Below are 18,088 nucleotides of genomic sequence, written 5' to 3'. Positions count from 1 at the left end.
TTAATTCTATCGGTTTTGTGCCGTTGCACCTTCTGGCTATGCGCTCGATGGCGTTCTTTTGCCATTTTGCCGCTTCCTGGGCGCACTTCACCTGCTCGTCGCCAGAAGCATCCCCATCCGATCAATGTTGTACGCCAGGTTGCGCAAACCGATTTTTACTCGGGCTCGGGTTATACCGATCGTACGCAACAGCAAATTGCCCGCTCTCTGGGCCTGTACTCCAAAGATGTGCTCGATCCGCGAACGGATCCTGGACCTGGTCTTATTGCCTTCCTGTTCTCTTGGTGTCAAGGGACGATTGCGGCTCCCCTTGCGTTGGATGTGTTCGCGAAAACCGTCCTGCGCAAGCCGATCCAGCCGATCCGCCGATCGATAGGCCGAATCCGCCCAGACGTCCTTGCTTGTGTTGTCGGCAAGGAGCTGCTCGAAAACATTGCTGTCGTGCAGGGCCGCATCCGTCACCGCATAGCTTCGAATCAACTTGTGCTTCACATCCACCGAAACGTGGTTCTTGTATCCGTAAAAGGACTTGCCGTTCTTCTTGGTCCAGCGCGCGTCCACGTCCTTTCTTCGCCGCTTGTTCTCGGACCAGTCTTCCGGGATGTCGCCCTCTTTGATCCTGGCATTTTCTTCCCGGCTGTTCCGCTGCTTGGGCACGTTGACGATGCTGGCATCCACGATCTGCCCTTTCATCGCCATGAAACCGTTGGCCCGAAGGTGCGCATCGAAGGTCGCAAACAGCTCCTCCACGATGCCGGCATTGACGAGGTCTTCCCGAAACCGCCAGATGGTGGTGGCGTCGGGAACTTTTTGGCTGATGTGCAGACCAAGAAAACGCCCGAAGGAGTGCCGGTCAAGGATCTGAAATTCGGTCGCGTCGTCCGACAGGTTGTACAGCGACTGCAGGACAAGAATTTTGAACAGCAGAATAACGTCGTATCCCTTCGGAGCAACAGTGGACTGCCGTTTTTTGTCCCGAGCCTTTTCGAGCGCCGGGCGAAACATCTCCCAGTTAACCGTCTCGTTGATCTTGGCAAGCGGGTCGCCGTTTTTGTCGATTTTGTACAATCGGTCCTGCAGATCGAAAAAGCCGGGCTGGATCATGGTAGATCTCCATCGGGTTAGGTTGCCGGGTACCCCCTTAAAACGATAGAGATCGTAACATATTAACACAAAATCAACAAGTTGATACTTTTGCTTGTAGCGAGCTACTGCATTTAATTTTCAAGAAACCCTATAGTCAACCGCTCGGGGCTACATTCATTGCCGGAATTGCGGAAGCGAGGTTTTGGTAACGGCAGGAATAATATTTGAACGCACTCACTAATGGTACTATTGATGTTAAATTCGGATCTTTTTTAACAAGTGATTCTAAACTTGATGCCAATGCTATTGCAGACAATAGTGATTCTTTTATAGAGACACTCTTTATCTCCCCACCAGATGTAACTTTTACAAGTTTAGCTTCAGTGGATGGAACAGAAGAGGGCGAATGGATCAAGGTAAGATTCAAACAGGTCTGGAGTGTCACCGAGCAAAAAATAACGGTCGATTTCGATAATACCTGGAATACGGTTACCTTTGGCAATGGTGGCAAGTATGAGTATCGTTTTAACGACACTGAGATTACTTGCAATGGTAGCAAAGAACTGACTGCCAGCTTTAAACTGGATAGCGACGCTTCTCCAGTTCCTGAACCCGCCACCATGCTGTTCTTCGGGACAGGTCTCCTCGGTTTAACGGGGACTGTCCGAAGAAAAATAAATAAATGATCCGTCAGTTGACTTGCAGAAAGCTTGCCCTCTAGTCAGGTTTTCTGTGTCGAGCATGCTGGCGGCATGCAAGCAATAGGTTGCTCCTCGGCCATCGGCTAGAAAGATTTTTTTTCAAATATGACGAGATGCTCCTTTATAAAAAAGCCCTGAATGCGTGGCGAATCTCACCCCTTGAACCAGTCTCATATTTTCATCTATTGGATTTATTCAGTGATTTTACTCAGACCTCATTGGGGAGTTCGGTTCCGGCTGCCACCTGCGTCAGTGATAGAGTATTGCATTTTTCCTCCTGTTAGGGTGAGATGTGCGACTAGTTGATTAAAAATTGCATTCATTGAAGCAGTGAGAGGGATCGAATGAGGATTTGTGGGGTTGAGTTAAAGGGGAGTGATGCGATATTCGCTGTCATTGATGTGGTGAATGCAAAGGTATCGAGTGTCGTTTGCCAAACCCGAAAGGTCAAATATGGAGAGAGTGCGGAGCAACAATCAGCTCGGTTCTTTTATGATGCAATTTGCGGCTTCATTCGCGACCAAAATATTGAGCATATAGGTGTCAAACAAAGGGCTCAAAAAGGTCAGTTTGCTGGTGGACCGGTTACATTCAAAATGGAAGGATTGATTCAGCTCAATCCTCACGCCACCACCCAGCTATTTTCAGGACCGACGATAGCTGCGGCAACGCGTCGTCATGACTTTCAAGTTCCTGACCAGCTCAATCGATACCAGGCTGATGCTTATCTAACGGCTTGTTGTGCAGCCGTGGCGCTGAATATAATCTAATGCAACATGTTGAAATCTACACAGATGGCGGATGCCTGGGCAATCCAGGCAGGGGCGGTTATGGTGCGATTCTGGCCTACGGGGAGCACCGTAGGGAACTCTCAGGAGGTTATCAGCATACCACCAACAACAGGATGGAGATGATGGCCTGTATTTTCGCCCTGGGGGCTTTGAAACGCGAATGTGCGGTTACTGTTTATAGCGACTCGAAATATCTGGTCGATGGAGTTTCAAAGGGTTGGGCTGTGAAATGGAAGCGGAACAACTGGAAGCGTAGTGGTGGGGAACGTGCCGAGAATGTGGATCTCTGGGAGCGGTTACTTACGTTGATGGAGAAGCACCATGTCAAATTCCTGTGGGTGAAAGGTCATGATGGCCACCAGGAAAACGAACGTTGCGACCAACTTGCCACAGAAGCTGCGAATGGATCCGATCTTCTGGAAGATGCAGGGTATATCGCTCGTGAGCAAAGTATTCCGACCATCTCCTAAAGCTAAAACGAGTTGATCTGTTTCATCATAATTTTGGTGCATGCCTCCCAACTCTTGAGGATTATCTCTTGAGCTTGGTGCAGAGCAGTTCCACCTGCTCTCGGATTGAAGTCTCGCGGGACATATCCTTGGTGATGGTTTTGATGGCATAGAGGACCGTGGAATGGTCTCGGTTATACATGCTGCCAATATCAGCCAATGATTGCGTGGTAAATTTTCGGGTGAGATACATGGCCATCTGTCGGGGAAAGGTGACCGAACGTTTCCGGGAGCGGGAGCGCAGATCGTCAACGCTGACCCTAAATTGGCTTCCGATGAGATCACGGATGGATTCACCGGTAATCTCGACGGAACAGCCGATCAGTCCATAGATTACCTCCTTAGCGATGCTCAGATCCGGCAGGACGTTGTGCAAACGGGATTTGGCCTTAATGCCGATAATGGCACTCTCCATCCGTCGGATATCGCCCTTCAGGCTATCCGCCATGAAACCCACCAGATCATCATCCCCAACTAATCCATGTAACTGCAGTTTATGACGGATGATCCGGGCCCTGGTCTCGTAATCCGGTGATTCGATTCCGGTCACCAGACCTGAGGTCATCCGGCTGCGGAAATCGTCGTCTATCCCTTTGATTTTGTTCGGGGCGATCGCTGAAGTCAGAATCACCCGTCGTCCAGATTTAAGTAAATAGTCGAGAATGGTGTTCAGTTCTTCCTGGGTTTTGTTCTTACCGGTTAGGGTATGGATGTCCTCAACCAGCAGCATGTCGCAGTCATTAATATATTTTTTGGAAAACAGCTCCATGGTGTTGGAACGAATACCCTTGACCATTTCAGCTGAGAATTGCTGGGCGGTGAGATAGTGTAGGCGGGTAGAAGGGGCTGAATGCAGCACCTGATGCACCACAGCCTGGGTCAGGTGGCTCTTGCCAAGCCCGGTGGAACTGTTCATGAACAGACAACTGCCGTAGGTGGAATCGCCGGTGGCTAGCGCTTGGCAGGCGGATTGGGCTAGCAGGTTCGATTCACCGACCATGAACTGCTCGAAAGTGAAGGCGGGATGAAGCGAACGCAGACGGGCACCCCCGCTGGCTATCCCGGGAAGCCTTAATTGACCGCTGCCGTTGCTTGCAACCTGCATGGGTCGAATTTCGGCGACTTTCAATTGTATACTGTCAATATTCCCCAGTTCTTTAGCTGTATTGCGGATGAGGCTAAGGTAGCGATCTTCGACCCAAGCACAGAAAAACCGGTCAGGTCCGACGAGTTCAAGCGCTTGTCCATCCTGTTTCCGACATTCGAGTGGATTTATCCATAGGCCGAATTCACTTTCTGACAGAGTACTGTGAAGAGAGGTTTTGATCGTATTCCACAACATAAACAGCTTCCTTTATTCTTCAAAAGTTCATCCTGATAAAAGGCTGATCTACTGAAAAACCGAGTACCGGTCAAAAGCTGTATGAGTTGATTTGATGCAGTAACCGAGATGATTATGCACATTATGGAATCCAATGCAGGTAATAGAGTTACCAGAAGGGATGTTCGCAACGCTCAATGACTACGCTATTTTTCTAAAAAAATGATAAATGTCATATAAAAACAATGTGTTGAATGACGTATAAAAAAGTTATCAACAAGTTGCCAACAAATCGATATCTCAACGTATCTGCTATTTACTGATGAATGCTCGATCATGCTCAATATTAATCTTAGCGGACAACTGAATTCCTTAAACCCGTTCCATTCCAAGGTTTCGCAAGAAATTCAAACGAAGAAAAAATCTTCATTGTTGCGGGCACTATTTTTCGTAATAATAACAGCAATAAAGTGTAGCAAAGTCTACGTGCTCAAGAGATGTGCACGTAACTCCTTTGTCTTCTGGGGGTAAGCTCCCAAAGGTATGCATTAGCTCAGGACGAAATTGCATCAATGCTCTATCATTTGGAATGAGGTGGTCGATGAAAACATTGAACGAGAGGATTGTTGTTATGGCTATCGGATTGCTTGGTTTAGTTGGCTGTGCTGGTGATCGTCCAGATAACCTTGGAGCCCAGGGCGGACTTCTCGCCCCGTGCCCTAATTCTCCCAACTGTGTTTCGAGTCAGGCCAATGACGAGCGCCATCGGATTGCGCCACTGCTCTTCAGTGGTGATCCAGTTGCAGCTTTTGCCCATTTGAAACGAATTGTTTCCAGGAGGAGCGATACAACCATCGTGGAAGACTTGCCCGGCTATCTGCGGGTTGAACTGCGCACGCTCCTGTTTATCGATGATGGTGAATTTTTGATGGATCCGACCAACAAGGTCATTCAAGTCCGTTCCGCCTCGCGACTTGGTTATTCGGATCTTGGCAAAAACCGTAGTCGCATCGAGGATATTCGCAGTCAATTCCTTTCATCTGAGGGTGAATAGTTGCTGGAAGAATAACGGCTGTACGCTAAGAATAGATCGGCTGCCCCGGATTCCCTAAATAGACCTCTCCTGTCAAGCTTGGATGGTTTGATTCAGGCCACGATATTAGATGGGTTTGCAACAAGGTAACACATGAATCTGTTTCAAGTATTCAGCACTTCAGGTGAATCGGCAGGTAATAATAGGCGTTTGCATTACTGTCCCCAATGTGGAGCTAGTTTCATCAGAAAAGAGCTTGGCAAATTTGAACGACAGAGCTGTAATAAATGTGGATTTATCCATTATTAGGTCGACTGACGGGAAAATACTAACAGGAAAGAGATCGAAAAATACACGATATGGAAATGCGTGGTGTTTGCCTGGTGGGTATATTGAGTTCGAGGAATCCTTTATTGAAACCGCACATCGTGGGTATTAGAAGAGACAGGCCTTGAAATACGAATCGAAGGAATTGTTAATGTAGTTTCGAATCATCTTGATGATTTGCATCACACTATCGTCATAGTTTTAATAGGGGATGTATTGGGAGGCAACCAGGAGCCAAGGGATGAATTAACAGAGCTCAAGTGGATAGATAGTGATATGCACTTTGGGACAATCTATGCTTTCGAAGCTGACAAAAGAATAATTGATTGCTATTTTGCAAGAAATATGAAAATATTGCCCATTGACGATAGAATCGAAAAAATATAATTTGCACGAGATACGCTTCAACCGCCCACGACAGTTGAAGCGTATGTTATTTTAATGGCCAAGGTATTTCCTGTATTCAAAAAAAGAATATGAAAAATTCAGTCAGTGAGTAAATAGATGAGCAAAACACTTGTACAAATGACAGCTGAAATTATCCAATCCCAGATAACCAGCAAACAGATGAGCACCGAAGAAATCAAAGCTGCTCTGAACGAAACCTTCCAGGCTCTAAAATCCCTTCAAGATGCCGAAGCCGGTGGCATGCTTGAGACAGAAACAGAAGCAACAGCCACAGTGATGGACCCTAAGAAATCCATCCAGAAAAACAAGATTATCTGCCTTGAATGCGGCCAGGAATTCAAGATGCTGTCTCCGAAGCACCTGAAGTCTCATGGCCTCACTTCAAGAGAGTATCGTAAGAAGCATGGGCTGTCAGCTCGCCAGCCATTGTGCGCCAAAGCGCTTTCAGAGAGGCGATCCCAGTCTGGTAAAGAGAGAGGTCTCCCGGACAACCTCCGCAAGGCTATCGTTGCCCGCACGAAGAAAAAAGCCACCTCGGAATGAAATGATACTTACGCCCTCTTCTGGATTCATTTCCGGGAGAGGGTGTACCGTTTTGTCAGTATCCCCTGCCCCACCAGCCAGTCAATTCCACCAATTCCACTGAATCCAAGTTTGCCACTTGCGCCGCAAGTTACAACTTGACCCGGCCCCACGAGAAGCTTGGCGGTGGCGAGGTACGGAATCTTTCGGTCCCAACTCCTTGCCATGGCTGCATAGGTCTCAACAAATTTCATCTGGATTTGGATTTTTGTCGTGCTTAATAATTGGTTCCTTGTTGCCAATCCCCAACTTCCGTCGTTTTTCTTCTTGTGACTGCTGCCTGTGAGGCAATTGAGCTAAAGATATCGCATGCTTTTTTTTGGCATTCAGATTGTCGTAAAATGCCCTGTAACTCATAGTTATTTTGCCTGATTGTACGAGGTGATCATATGCTAATTTGATGCTGTACCCCGCAGCAAAAAGTTTTTCGATTTCTCCACCGACAGCAAAAAACTGAATGCGAGCCATTCCTTTTTTTAATCTTGTTTTTGAGTCATCCATAGCTCTCCCCTCCCAAACTAAAATGACAAAAAATGAAAAACAATGTAATGAACCTGCATTTATAATGTTATTATTACTCATAACCAAACAATATCATGAAATATAATGTATATATGATGCAAAACCTAGGTCTTTGCATCATTACTGCATTGTTTTTTACTATTTTTCATTTGGAGTGAAAGGCAGGATAGGTGAAGTGGGCCTACCACCGCCCTCTTCACATCTTGCCCTCCTGTGGCTGCTTATTCGCCTGCAGCTCAATGCTAGTTGAGGTGAACAGGACGACAAGGCAAGCAGCCTTTCCTCAAGGTTGTCCCTATGGATCTCATGAAAATCGAGAAATGACAGCTTTGAAGAAAAGCGATTTTAAAAAATCTACTTTTATTTGATCACGTCAATGATTGAAGACTACCTTTTGCATCGGTTTTGAACCGACCCATTTGACGGCTTTGATGTCGGGCGTGAACCGGTTGCAAAGCTTTTCTGTATACCTCCACTCCCAGTTTGCAAAAGAGAAAACCCACCAACTTCGAGTCGGTGGTTGTTTGGTCTGGCTAGCTTTTCTATTCGAGGCATTTGGAGGCCATGGCATTATGTTGTTGGAATTGCTCGAGCAGATCATGTAATTCGTTGGACGTGATAAGATTTTTTTCCAGGAGTATGGTGCCGAATTTTTTCTGTAGGCGTTGTTGTTGAAAAAGAAGCACCCATATCTGATCGGCGTGTAACATTCCCATGTGCTCCGCTGTCTGGCCGAAGGTCTGAAAAGGGATTTTGTTTTGGAGGATTAGGGTAATGTCCTCTAGGTTCAACATACCGAAGCGATATCCCAGTTCACCGAGTCGAGGGCGTTCGATTCTCTGCCAGGTCAGTATGCGGGTAATGGTTCGCCAGTTGGCCAAACCTGAATAATAGAGAAAGTGGCCGAAGAGTAGCCGCCGGTGCGGCAAAGGGCCGCAATAGAGGCTTTCTGTCGACGAGCATCCCCTTCATTTGGGGCTGAAATGTGAAAAGAAGACGGATTGGTTGTCTTCCATGGAGACGACCCTGGCCGTTGAGCCTCATTCGGGGAGTTTTCAGGGCCAAATTTTTTTCTGGGGTTCGAATGCTCTCTTTGTGAGGGGCGGGAAACCGTTGCTGCCTTGAAAGATAAAGTGTCTAATCTCCGCGAACGAGTCTCTTTTGCCTTCAGAAAATGCAAAAGATTTTCGTACGCATTTCGAATGGTGTAAAATCCCTCGTTAACTTCTTTCCACCCCGATCGGCCGGTTCCGATTAACCTGTCCGGGTGTGTTTCCAAAGCCCGCTTTCGATACGCACCTTTTAAGCCACCGGGTTGCAGGTGCTCAAGAAATTCCCCGGAAATATGTAAATCCCTGCCAAAGAGAATCTCGCACGATCGAAAGAGTTGTTGTTGATCTGCCAGTGTTGATTCCATTTTCACCCCAAACAGGCTGCCTGTGACGTTGGGCTGGAATGAACAGCCTCACCATCTTCTCAGCGTTAAGCTAATCCTTTGATAGAAGAAACCTTACGTATGTCTGTGGCGTGCAGTGTCATGTCTGGACCGCCGGGCTCATAGTATACTTAATTGCGGATTCTGTCATTCGTGGACCATCACATGCTGCAGATATTCGGCCGGAAAAAGGGACCGGCGCGCACCGTACTTCTTGTTTGGGAATCCTTTCTGGCCTTCCGGGGCGAAGCAGGATATATATAAACCACTCGACCCCGCGCCATTCGTTCCTTCTGCTTCCAATGTCCACCATGCCGATCGTGCCGCAGACCAACTCCGCCCTGTTTGAGAGAACTAGCCTCCCCTTTATGTTGATCATGGTTGCTGCTGGTCTTGTGGGCAACTATGTAAATATTGAAATATTTCTCGATGTAGATTTCCTTTTTGGCAGTATTTTCGCCATGCTGGCGCTGCAGTTCTTCGGCCTTGTCCGCGGCATCCTTGCTGCGGCCATGATCGCCAGTTATACCTATGTCCTCTGGAATCATCCCTACGCCATCATTATCATGACCGCCGAGGTGGCGGTCGTCGGTTGGCTGATGGAGCACCGTAAGATACGAATGGTGTTGGCCGATACGCTCTACTGGTTGATCGTCGGCATGCCGCTGGTCTATCTTTTCTACCAACTGGTCATGGATGTTCCTTTCAGCAGCGTTGCCATCACCATGATCAAGCAGGCGGTCAACGGTATTGCCAATGCCCTTGTCGCCAGGTTGCTCTTTACCGGTTTCGCCCTCCGGTCGCGTGAAACGAAGATTTCGTTTGGTGATATTGTCTGCAATCTGCTGGCCTTCTTCGTCCTCTTTCCGGTTCTGATCATGCTGGGAGTGAGCAGTCGCATCGATTGCTCCGAGATCGACCGCGATATCCGCGCAACTCTCATGCGCGACGGTGACCAGGTTAATATGTTGTTGGCCGATTGGATGGCCGACAGGAAAACAGCCATCATCAACCTGGCCGATCGTGCTGCTGTGTCTTCTTTACCGCAGATGCAGAACTATCTTGAATTCAGCCAAAAGGCGGATGCCAATTTTCTGCGGATATTTAACCAGGGAGAGGAGCGGTGAGTAAACCTTCCCCATGGTGAGGTCAAGGGGTTTGCTGCGTAAGCGTCGAACTAACCGTCTCGACAGAGCGGAGCATTATTTTCATTGTATCCATGTTCCCAGGGAGCAAAGCCACGTAGTAGGCGAGGGTGTTCGCCCGGGGTAGGTGATATGTCGGAGGTAGTTATAGGGATTGCAATTGCTGGCCTTGGCGGTCACGATCAGGCCGTAGAAAAGTGGTATGGTTAGGCCCTTTATTGGGCGCTACTGGTAGCAGATTTTCCACTTAATGGCGTGTCCAATTTTCCGGAGCCACTTCTCTGCTCGATCGCCTAACCCACCATTGTGATATCATCGAGACCGGTAACGAGAGCTAGCGCTACAAAAACAGAGAATAAAGACATCGGATGGGACCCGCCCAAGCTTTTTTCTTCCGATCCGACGAGCAACACTCTGGCCCATTCTCGCTCCAGAAAAAAGCTTGAGCTCCTTTGGTTGTGCCAGACCAATAGACAAGGGAAGATGAAAACACTTTTTTTATTATTTCAGGGGGTCAATTTTGGACGCTGAAAGGGGGTCATTTTTCAAAGCTGATTGACATGCCAGGGGCTTACTGAGCTAAATTTCAATATTCCCTTAAGGTAATGGCACTGGATAGCGAGTTGACAATATTTCCCAAGAAGTTAGTTAGCCGTTGGGGGCTGCCCCATAAGCTAACTGCTGTGTTTAGGATAATAGCAACTTACTCTCTGAAGGCAGTCCTCCCAAGCTGCCCTACGCTGGCCAGGAGACGCAAACGTGCGGATCGCCATTCGGCCAGGCAGCGGATGCGTTCGTGGCGGGCATCGGCCAGGGCGGCCTGGGTGTTGAGCAGCTCGACAATGTCGGCAGCTCCCTTGGTGTACTTGCGCTGCGAGACGGCCAGGGCATTGTGCGCGGCAGCCAGCAGGGTGGCCGAGGCCCCCAAATTCTGCAAGGCTGAGGTGGCATCGGCATGCGCCTTGATCACCTCCATGGCGATCTGCCGTTCGGCGTCCGCCAGCACCGCTTCTTTCTGTTCCACCTGGGCCTGGGCGCCCTGCAGCTTGTAGGTGGACGAAAAGCCGTCAAAGAGGGGGATTGTCAAGGTCAGGCCTACGGTGGTTTCAGTGGAATTCGAGGCTGTGACCGCCTCGCCGGGCCGAGTATTTTGGTAGTAGTTGGCGGAAAGCCCCAAATACGGCATACCGGCCGAGCGGGTGGCTTCGACCCGCTGCTGCGCAGCTTCGAGTTGACTTCGGGCCGCAACCAGCGCCGGGTGGTTTTTCTCGGTCTCCTCCAGCCACAAGGCTAGGGCCTTGCCGCCATCCTCCTCGAACTTCGCCTCCTGGTCCTCCGGCAGGGTGATCGCAGTATTACCGGGCACACCCAGGAGATACACCAACACGGACAGGGCCTTATCGTAGTCGCCCCGTGCACGGTTTTTCTCCAGGGAGGTCTTGGCCAGCGCAGTGGTCGCCTGCAGCGTATCGGTTTGGGCAAGGGTCCCTTTGGCTTCCCGCGCCTTGGCAGAATTGAGCGTACGGATGGCGATCTCCACGCTCTCGGTTTTGGCCTTGACGGCCGCCCGGGTGGTTAAAGCATCACAGTAGGCCTGAATCACTGCGGCCAGAGTTTTTTGTAGGGTGGTATTATGGCTGGCCAGGGCCGCGGTCAGCAGGTTTTCAGCGGCCTGATGGCTGGCGGCTCGACCTCCGAAATCAAGGAGGCGCCAGATCAGGGTCCCTTGCGCCGTGTTTTGGTTGATGCTGGTGGGTTTGAAGTTGGAATTCGAATAGCGGATCTGGTCATTTGTCCGGCCTAGCGATCCAGTCAATACGGGCAGATAGGCCGCGCGGGCCTCGCCGACCGCCCCTGCCTGGATTTTAATGTTGGCCCAGGAAGACTTGAGCTGCGAATTATGGCACAGGGCCAGATCAACAGCCTCGCTCAACGCAAGCGGAGCAGAAAAATCTTTCTGCGCCGGACAGGGCACCGGCGTGCCGTCGCCGGGCAGCGTGACCCCGGTCGCAATCACCGCAGGTTCCGTTTGCAACGGATCGGCAAAAGGATACACCGGATCCAAAGCCCCTGCCGAGTTGGCCCCGACTACCCCCGTAACGAGCAGCATAACGAGTACTTGCCATCCTGCCAGCCAGCGGCGGACTCGATACCCGCCACACTCAGCGTTCATTAAAACTCTCCTGTTTATGCTGCAGCAAGGGACTCAACACATATTCAATCACTCGGCGTGAGCCAGTTCTGATGTCCACCTTAACCGACATTCCCGGGCTCAACTCTGTGGCGTGTCCGTTTACCGAGATGGTCGAGGTGTCAAGCGCCACCCGGACCGAATAAATCAGCCCCTTTTTCTCATCTTTGATGGCATCGCGCGACACATGCACCACCCGCGAGGGCACCGTGCCGTACTTGGTGTATTCAAAGGCATCGACCTTGACGGCAGTCACCTGCCCCACCTCCACAAAACCCACATCCTTGTTCTCCAGGAAGGCCTCCACTTCGAGGCGATCCTCCTTAGGAACGATCAACATCAGGGGTTGCGCCGCGGGGACCACGCCGCCGATGGTATGCACCGTCAATTGCTGCACCGTGCCGTCCACCGGCGCGACAAGATTGAGCAACCTGCCGTGCGAGCTTGCCCGCAGGGCATCCTGCCGTGCGGCCCCAAGGATCTTCTCACTCTCAGCCAGGGCATCAAAGGCGACCCTCCTGGTTTCGGCAATCAAGGCAGTGCTTTGGCTTATTGCTTCCACCAGTTGCCCTTCCAGATCAACCCGCGCCTGCTCCTTTTCCAGATAGGCATGCTGGGACACATCGTGCCCCTTGGCAAGTTCTTTGTAATCGGCAGCCCGCTGGGTAACCAGCGGCAGAGAAAGAGCAAGCCGTGAGACGGCCCCCTCAAGCCGTTGCAATTTAGCAATAAAATCGAGAAATTGCCCATCGAGATGCCGCTGTGCCTCATGCAGCTTTTCGTTGGGGATGCCCTCAATCGTTGCCAATGTTGGCCGTTTCCGGCTATCGACTGCGGCGATCATGGCTCGCGATCGTGCCGCCTGCAGGGTTGCCTCAATTATGCTGCTCAAGGCTTTGTCGCGTTCGGCGTCCGGTGCGCTGGTATCCAGTTCGATCAACAAATCTCCTTTTTTGACCACCTGCCCCTCAACAACGTGCAGGGCCTTGACACTGCCCACATCCACCGAGGCAATGGTTTTGGTGCGTTCACTGGGGATGATTTCCCCGGTAGCATTGACAATGATATCGATGCGGCCAAAAATCGACCAGGCAAGCATCAACGCCACCAGCACCATTAAGACCTTAGCGGTGAACCGGGAGGTCGGCGAGACTGGTTTCTCCTGGAGGGATAAGGCAGCAGGTAAAAACTCCGCTTCATTTTCGGTAAAAAGACCGCCGCCCAGCTCTTTGCGTTTTTGCCAATAGTGGCGAAAGACATTGCGGTAATGGCGCAACAATCCCACATAGGCCTCACGTCTGTGTTTGCTGATCATATGGCCACCTGTGCTGAGTTGGAACCCAACTGCAATTGATTCAAGTGGGCATAAATACCTCCATCTTTAGCGACGAGTTCGGCATGCGAACCGATCTCCGCAATCTGTCCCCGCTCAAGCACAATGATGCGGTCGGCGTCCCTCACGGCCGACAGTCGATGCGCGATGATCAATACCGTGCGTCCAGCCCAGATCTGGTGCATGTTATCCTGAATGATTTTTTCCGATTCATAGTCCAGGGCGCTGGTGGCCTCATCAAAGATAAGGATGCGCGGATTAGTGATCAGCGCCCGGGCGATAGCAATCCGTTGACGTTGTCCACCGGACAAGCCGGTACCATGCTCGCCCACCTGGGTATCATATCCTTCAGGCTGTTCACAGATGAATTCATGCGCCCCGGAGAGTTTTGCTGCTTCGATGATAGCTTCAATGGGAAAGGCGGGATTGGCCAAAGCGATGTTATCCCGGATTGTGCCGGTAAAGAGAATATTTTCCTGCAAGACCACGCCCAACTGGTGGCGCAACGAGGTGGTATCGATTACCGCAAGATCCTGCCCGTCAATCATTACCCGGCCGCGATCTGGAACATACAGACGCTGCAGCAATCGGGCAAAGGTACTTTTACCTGAACCGGACCGGCCGACAATGCCAATCACTTCGCCCGGGGCAATCTTGAGTTGGATATCACGGATGACATCCGGAGCATCGGGCCGGTAGCGGAAGGAGACTTGGTCGAACTCAATGGAACCCTCCAGCCGGGGGATCCGAGTTTTCTGTCCCACCACCTCGGTCTTGGCATTGAGAATATCGCCTAGGCGCTGCATGGAAATCCCGACTTGCTGAAAGTCATTCCATAACTGGGCAAGACGTAGGATAGGAGAAGATATCCTTCCGGAAAACATATTAAAGGCTATAAATTCACCCACGGTCATTTTCCCATCCGCCACCAAGGCCGCGCCAAACCAGAGGATGGCTACCGTCACCATCTTGCTTACCAAATTTACCCCGCCGCTGGCAACCAAGGCGATGTTGTTGGCGCTTACTCCAGCCGATACATAGGCAGCCAGTTGTTTTTCCCAGTTCTGAATCCAGCGAGGCTCGACTGCCATTGCTTTAACTGTGTCAATTCCGTTAATCGATTCCACCAGAAAAGCCTGGTTTTTGGCGCCAAGGTTGAACTTATCATTCAAGCGGGCCCGCAGCGTTGGGGTAATGACCACCGATAAAACAATGTACAACGGAATGGAAATCACCACGATCAGGGTAAGCAAGGGGCTGTACCAGAGCATCACGCCGAGAAAAACAAAAGAAAACAGCAGGTCCATCAACAGGGTGATGGCATTGCCGGTGAGAAAAGAGCGGATGTTCTCTAGCTCGCGGATCCGGGCCACGGAATCCCCCACTCGGCGCGACTGAAAATAGGCAATGGGGAGCGCCAGCAGGTGACGAAAAAGCCGGGCACCGAGTTCGACATCGATCTTGCTGCTGGTGTGGGCGAACACCCAGGTGCGAATCCCGGTCAGCACCGATTCAAACAGGGTGGCACACACTAGCCCGATGGCAATCACATTGAGCGTTTTCATGGCATGATTGACCAGCACCTTGTCCATCACCACCTGAAAGGCCAAAGGGGTTGCCAGGCCAATGATCTGTAGCACAAAAGAGATCAGGAGCACCTCGCCCAACAGTTTCCTGTACTTGATGATGGCCGGTATGAACCAACTGAAGTCAAATTTGGCAAGTTCTTCGGCAAAACTTGCCTTGGAGGTAAAGAAAATGAATTGCCCTGACCACAGTTCAATAAAATTGGGCAGATCGAGGAGTTGGGAAGGGGTTCCTGGACGTTGGATAACGATTTTGGGGCGGGTCTTGTCGCCGCCGTCATAACCAAACTTTACCGCAATAAAATAGTTACCCTCTTTGTCGATGGCGATGGCTGGCAGCGGCGCACGTTCCAGGCGGTCAGGGTCTTGTTCGATGGCCTTCGCCGACATCCCCAGATGCTTTGCTGCCAGCAAAATTCGTTCGGTGGAAAAGCGCTCCTGCCCAAACTCGTGACGCAATCGCGCTTCATCAACGGCAATGCCATGGTGCCTGGCCATCAGCACCAAGGCTAAAATTCCTGTATCCATATCTTCTCATGTTAGTAGAAAGACAGCTAAGAACCATGCACCCAATGGCCAGTCATATTTTATATGAGCTTCTTAGGTAAAAGTATATAAAATGATAAATATATCAGTTTAAAAAATAGATATTTTAAATCATTTCATAATATTAACAATAAAATTTGTTGAAAAATCTTAAAAATTTCAACTTTAACAAATTAAACTATATACACCTTATTATCTATATGTAAACCAAGAGATAACACTTGCTCGGTTCCCTTATCTATGCTGAATGATTTATCGGTAATTGGATTAAAATTATCAATATATAAAATACTTTTCTTGGAATATACGAAATTACCTACAAGGGAAGAGTTTCCAATGCAATACATAATAGGTTTCATATCCATCATTGATTGAATTGAAATACCTATTAAATGTTCTTCAAGATCGCCATCCTTCTGATGGTATTGTGGGTAAAACCACAGAGGAGTGCTAATTACCAATAGGCTATGATCACCAAGAGATGATAGCAGGGTTCTCAATAAATTAGTTGCTGCCTCTGGGCTCAAATGTTCGATAACATCAAACAAACAAAGAACGTCATATGTAATCAACCGTTCGAGAGATAAATCCTGAGCCATGCCATGCCAGACGTTACGATATATCCCCTTGTTGAACAAAGAAACGTTGCAACATGTTTCATTAAAACCATCAATACCATCAACGATCCACCGTCTCAACTGAGGACTTTGGTTGATCAGCATACCAAGGCTACCAACACCCATTCCAATATCCAATACTATTTTTGGCGTTATTTCATTTGGAAAAAGGTGTCCTATGATAAATTTATTTGCTGCAGAATCGCCACCGAATTGGTACTCCTTGCTCATCGTAGGAATATCTGTAACTATTTTATAATTTTTCACAACTTGCCGCAAACATCCATCTTCAACCGATTTTCCACAAAATTGATTAGTCTTATTCTGCCCTGTAATAGCGACAAAGCTTCCATTTGTGCTTGAAACAACAGAATTCTGTCCAAAACAACGTTGGCGCAAACGACTGTACACCTGGATATACTCCGAATATCGCTGCTCGCGAAAAGCAATCTTAAGCGCATCACTTATAACAGCTTCATCCGGGAACTCACGAAACCTCGTAGCTGGACCTGACCAAGCGAATTGAAACGGATTCGATGCGACGACACGCCATGAGGGTTGCGTGGCAAGGAGATAAGATGCGATACGCTCAAGTATAAACACTTTACGCTGCACCCCAGCTTCATATGAGGTCGACTGAATTAACATGCGCTGCAGATCTGATGCTGGCCCTTCACAGAGCACAAAGAATTTTTCACATATTTCCAACCAGGCTTTCCAGAATGCCGGACGAGCAACAAAAAAATTAGAAAAAACGATATTCCTTGAGTCCATCACCAAATTATTTAGTTTTACTCGATGACCAACCTGTTCTAAAAATGCCTCAAACGCATTTATGAATCCGGGATCAAATATTTCCCCCTGCTCAAAGACGTTCAAAAAGAATGAACCCATATCTGGCTGTGGCGAAAACAGAATGACATCGGCCCGATCGGCTGCTGACATGACAAGTTGCTTCGTCTGTTCATATGTCAATAAGGTCTTGTTGGGAAATTTGGGAGAAAGAAAACCGAAAAAGGCGTCTTCATTCAAATCGTGCGCGAGCAGATGTTGACGAATCGGCCAATATTCACGCCAGTCGGGTCGGCTGTTTTCAAGGTTGTTCAATATGAGGTAGCCAGGCTCGACCCCTTTCAAAGTTTCCTCTGAATAAGCGATTTGATAGAGATATACTTTTTCGTTCATGCAAGTACCACCTTGAATAAATACTGAAATGGCGTTGCGTCCTGCACTGCCAAGTTGGGATCAAAACCGCCAGTTTCAGCCATAGCTGCAACTGCACGAAGTTGTTGCTCTTGGTGAGGCGAGTTGATCACTCGACTAATTGCTTTTTCAATCTTCCATCCGGCATCCAAAAACATCTTTATCATAGAGATGCGAGTGAACCAGCGAATATGAGTACGGTCCAACAACCCTGAATCCTCGTAGAACAAGTTTCCCGAAGTTAGCCGCATCTGCACACTCCAATGCTGCGCATTAGGGATGCAGGCCACTAGACATCCGTCCCTGTCGATTCGTCCACGGATGCGTGCCAGTAATGTCCAAGGATCGCGTAGATGCTCCAGGCAGTCTCCAAAAACCCAGCAGTCGCTTGGAAAGAATGTTTCAAAGACCACTGGCGACAGCATTTCGATATCACCGGCTATAGTCTTCGTACAGGCTTTTTCAGCAACCCTGGCATAATTTTGATCAATATCAACACCAACATATTCGGCTGCAGTATTTTGCTGTCGATACGCCTGAGCCAACACTCCATGCATGCAGCCGATCTCGATGACTCGTCGACTGTCGGTCGGCATCAATGCTAACAGATCAGTATTAACAATTTGATGGGCTGGAGTTTGTTTCATTTGGCGTTGTCCTTGAAAAACTGATAGTTTTCGTGTGCTGAGGTATTCCCAAGAAGACATCGGTAGGATATCGTCAATTGTTCTGTAATTTCCCACAAATTGTCA

At 49.1% G+C, this 18,088-nt stretch carries 18 protein-coding genes; 8 read left to right on the top strand and 10 right to left on the bottom strand.

The window, feature by feature from the left end; genetic code table 11:
- Positions 1-87: 87 nt before the first annotated feature.
- Positions 88-1,104 (bottom strand): IS5 family transposase, encoded by a 1,017-nt coding sequence (locus ACHZCX_RS01215; protein WP_319585420.1) that lies wholly within the window; start codon positions 1,102-1,104, stop codon positions 88-90.
- Between the two features lie 206 nt (positions 1,105-1,310).
- Here ACHZCX_RS01215 and ACHZCX_RS01210 point away from each other — a divergent pair, with 206 nt between their 5' ends.
- From ACHZCX_RS01210 to rnhA, 3 genes are all read left to right on the top strand, one after another.
- Positions 1,311-1,772 (top strand): PEP-CTERM sorting domain-containing protein, encoded by a 462-nt coding sequence (locus ACHZCX_RS01210; RefSeq protein WP_319585419.1) that lies wholly within the window; start codon positions 1,311-1,313, stop codon positions 1,770-1,772.
- Between the two features lie 359 nt (positions 1,773-2,131).
- Positions 2,132-2,557, top strand: coding sequence for a DUF3010 family protein (locus ACHZCX_RS01205; RefSeq protein WP_319585418.1), 426 nt, complete (start codon positions 2,132-2,134; stop codon positions 2,555-2,557).
- Positions 2,557-3,048, top strand: coding sequence for a ribonuclease HI (gene rnhA, locus ACHZCX_RS01200; protein WP_319585417.1), 492 nt, complete (start codon positions 2,557-2,559; stop codon positions 3,046-3,048). The genes ACHZCX_RS01205 and rnhA overlap by 1 nt, the downstream gene beginning before the upstream one ends.
- A gap of 61 nt (positions 3,049-3,109) precedes the next feature.
- Here rnhA and dnaA read toward each other — a convergent pair whose 3' ends face one another.
- The gene (dnaA, locus tag ACHZCX_RS01195) at positions 3,110-4,429 is read right to left on the bottom strand and encodes a chromosomal replication initiator protein DnaA (RefSeq protein ID WP_319585416.1); all 1,320 of its coding nucleotides are present in this window, start codon (positions 4,427-4,429) and stop codon (positions 3,110-3,112) included.
- A gap of 580 nt (positions 4,430-5,009) precedes the next feature.
- On the opposite strand from dnaA, the gene ACHZCX_RS01190 reads away from it, so the two are divergent.
- From ACHZCX_RS01190 to ACHZCX_RS01175, 4 genes are all read left to right on the top strand, one after another.
- Complete coding sequence (locus ACHZCX_RS01190) at positions 5,010-5,462, top strand: DUF1499 domain-containing protein (protein ID WP_319585415.1); 453 nt, start codon at positions 5,010-5,012, stop codon at positions 5,460-5,462.
- Positions 5,463-5,594: 132 nt separating this feature from the next.
- Positions 5,595-5,750, top strand: coding sequence for a zinc ribbon domain-containing protein (locus tag ACHZCX_RS01185; protein ID WP_394708734.1), 156 nt, complete (start codon positions 5,595-5,597; stop codon positions 5,748-5,750).
- On the top strand, positions 5,731-5,880 hold the full coding sequence (locus tag ACHZCX_RS01180; protein WP_394708733.1) for an NUDIX domain-containing protein: 150 nt from the start codon (positions 5,731-5,733) through the stop codon (positions 5,878-5,880). The genes ACHZCX_RS01185 and ACHZCX_RS01180 overlap by 20 nt, the downstream gene beginning before the upstream one ends.
- A 392-nt stretch (positions 5,881-6,272) precedes the next feature.
- Positions 6,273-6,719, top strand: a complete 447-nt coding sequence (locus ACHZCX_RS01175; RefSeq protein ID WP_319585414.1) for a MucR family transcriptional regulator — start codon at positions 6,273-6,275, stop codon at positions 6,717-6,719.
- A gap of 219 nt (positions 6,720-6,938) precedes the next feature.
- On the opposite strand, the gene ACHZCX_RS01170 is transcribed toward ACHZCX_RS01175, so the two are convergent.
- The 3 genes from ACHZCX_RS01170 to ACHZCX_RS01160 all read right to left on the bottom strand — a co-directional run bounded on the left by ACHZCX_RS01170 (position 6,939) and on the right by ACHZCX_RS01160 (position 8,697).
- A complete protein-coding gene (locus ACHZCX_RS01170) occupies positions 6,939-7,340 on the bottom strand; it encodes a TraK family protein (RefSeq protein WP_319585413.1) in 402 nt (133 codons plus the stop codon).
- 482 nt (positions 7,341-7,822) lie between these two features.
- Positions 7,823-8,074 (bottom strand): hypothetical protein, encoded by a 252-nt coding sequence (locus tag ACHZCX_RS01165; RefSeq protein ID WP_319585412.1) that lies wholly within the window; start codon positions 8,072-8,074, stop codon positions 7,823-7,825.
- A gap of 53 nt (positions 8,075-8,127) precedes the next feature.
- Positions 8,128-8,697 carry a hypothetical protein gene (locus ACHZCX_RS01160; RefSeq protein ID WP_319585411.1) on the bottom strand — a complete coding sequence of 190 codons (570 nt, stop codon included), beginning with the start codon at positions 8,695-8,697 and terminating at the stop codon, positions 8,128-8,130.
- Positions 8,698-9,017: 320 nt separating this feature from the next.
- On the opposite strand from ACHZCX_RS01160, the gene ACHZCX_RS01155 reads away from it, so the two are divergent.
- A complete protein-coding gene (locus tag ACHZCX_RS01155; RefSeq protein ID WP_319585410.1) occupies positions 9,018-9,842 on the top strand; it encodes a hypothetical protein in 825 nt (274 codons plus the stop codon).
- 721 nt (positions 9,843-10,563) lie between these two features.
- Here the strand turns inward: ACHZCX_RS01155 and ACHZCX_RS01150 are convergent.
- The 5 genes from ACHZCX_RS01150 to ACHZCX_RS01130 form a co-directional block, all read right to left on the bottom strand.
- The gene (locus ACHZCX_RS01150) at positions 10,564-12,033 is read right to left on the bottom strand and encodes a TolC family protein (protein WP_319585409.1); all 1,470 of its coding nucleotides are present in this window, start codon (positions 12,031-12,033) and stop codon (positions 10,564-10,566) included.
- Entirely contained in the window at positions 12,023-13,366 is a 1,344-nt protein-coding gene (locus tag ACHZCX_RS01145) for an HlyD family type I secretion periplasmic adaptor subunit (RefSeq protein WP_319585408.1), read from the bottom strand. The genes ACHZCX_RS01150 and ACHZCX_RS01145 overlap by 11 nt, the downstream gene beginning before the upstream one ends.
- Complete coding sequence (locus ACHZCX_RS01140) at positions 13,363-15,498, bottom strand: type I secretion system permease/ATPase (RefSeq protein WP_319585407.1); 2,136 nt, start codon at positions 15,496-15,498, stop codon at positions 13,363-13,365. The genes ACHZCX_RS01145 and ACHZCX_RS01140 overlap by 4 nt, the downstream gene beginning before the upstream one ends.
- 191 nt (positions 15,499-15,689) lie before the next feature.
- Complete coding sequence (locus ACHZCX_RS01135; RefSeq protein WP_319585406.1) at positions 15,690-17,318, bottom strand: methyltransferase domain-containing protein; 1,629 nt, start codon at positions 17,316-17,318, stop codon at positions 15,690-15,692.
- Positions 17,315-17,983 carry a methyltransferase domain-containing protein gene (locus ACHZCX_RS01130; protein WP_319585405.1) on the bottom strand — a complete coding sequence of 223 codons (669 nt, stop codon included), beginning with the start codon at positions 17,981-17,983 and terminating at the stop codon, positions 17,315-17,317. Before ACHZCX_RS01130 ends, ACHZCX_RS01135 begins: the two co-directional genes overlap by 4 nt.
- Positions 17,984-18,088: the final 105 nt, after the last annotated feature.

Origin of the sequence: uncultured Desulfobulbus sp. (assembly GCF_963662935.2) — a bacterium.
Classification (GTDB): domain Bacteria; phylum Desulfobacterota; class Desulfobulbia; order Desulfobulbales; family Desulfobulbaceae; genus Desulfobulbus.
The sequence above is the reverse complement of the archived record's forward strand: the minus strand, read 5'-3'. Positions and strand labels throughout refer to the sequence as shown.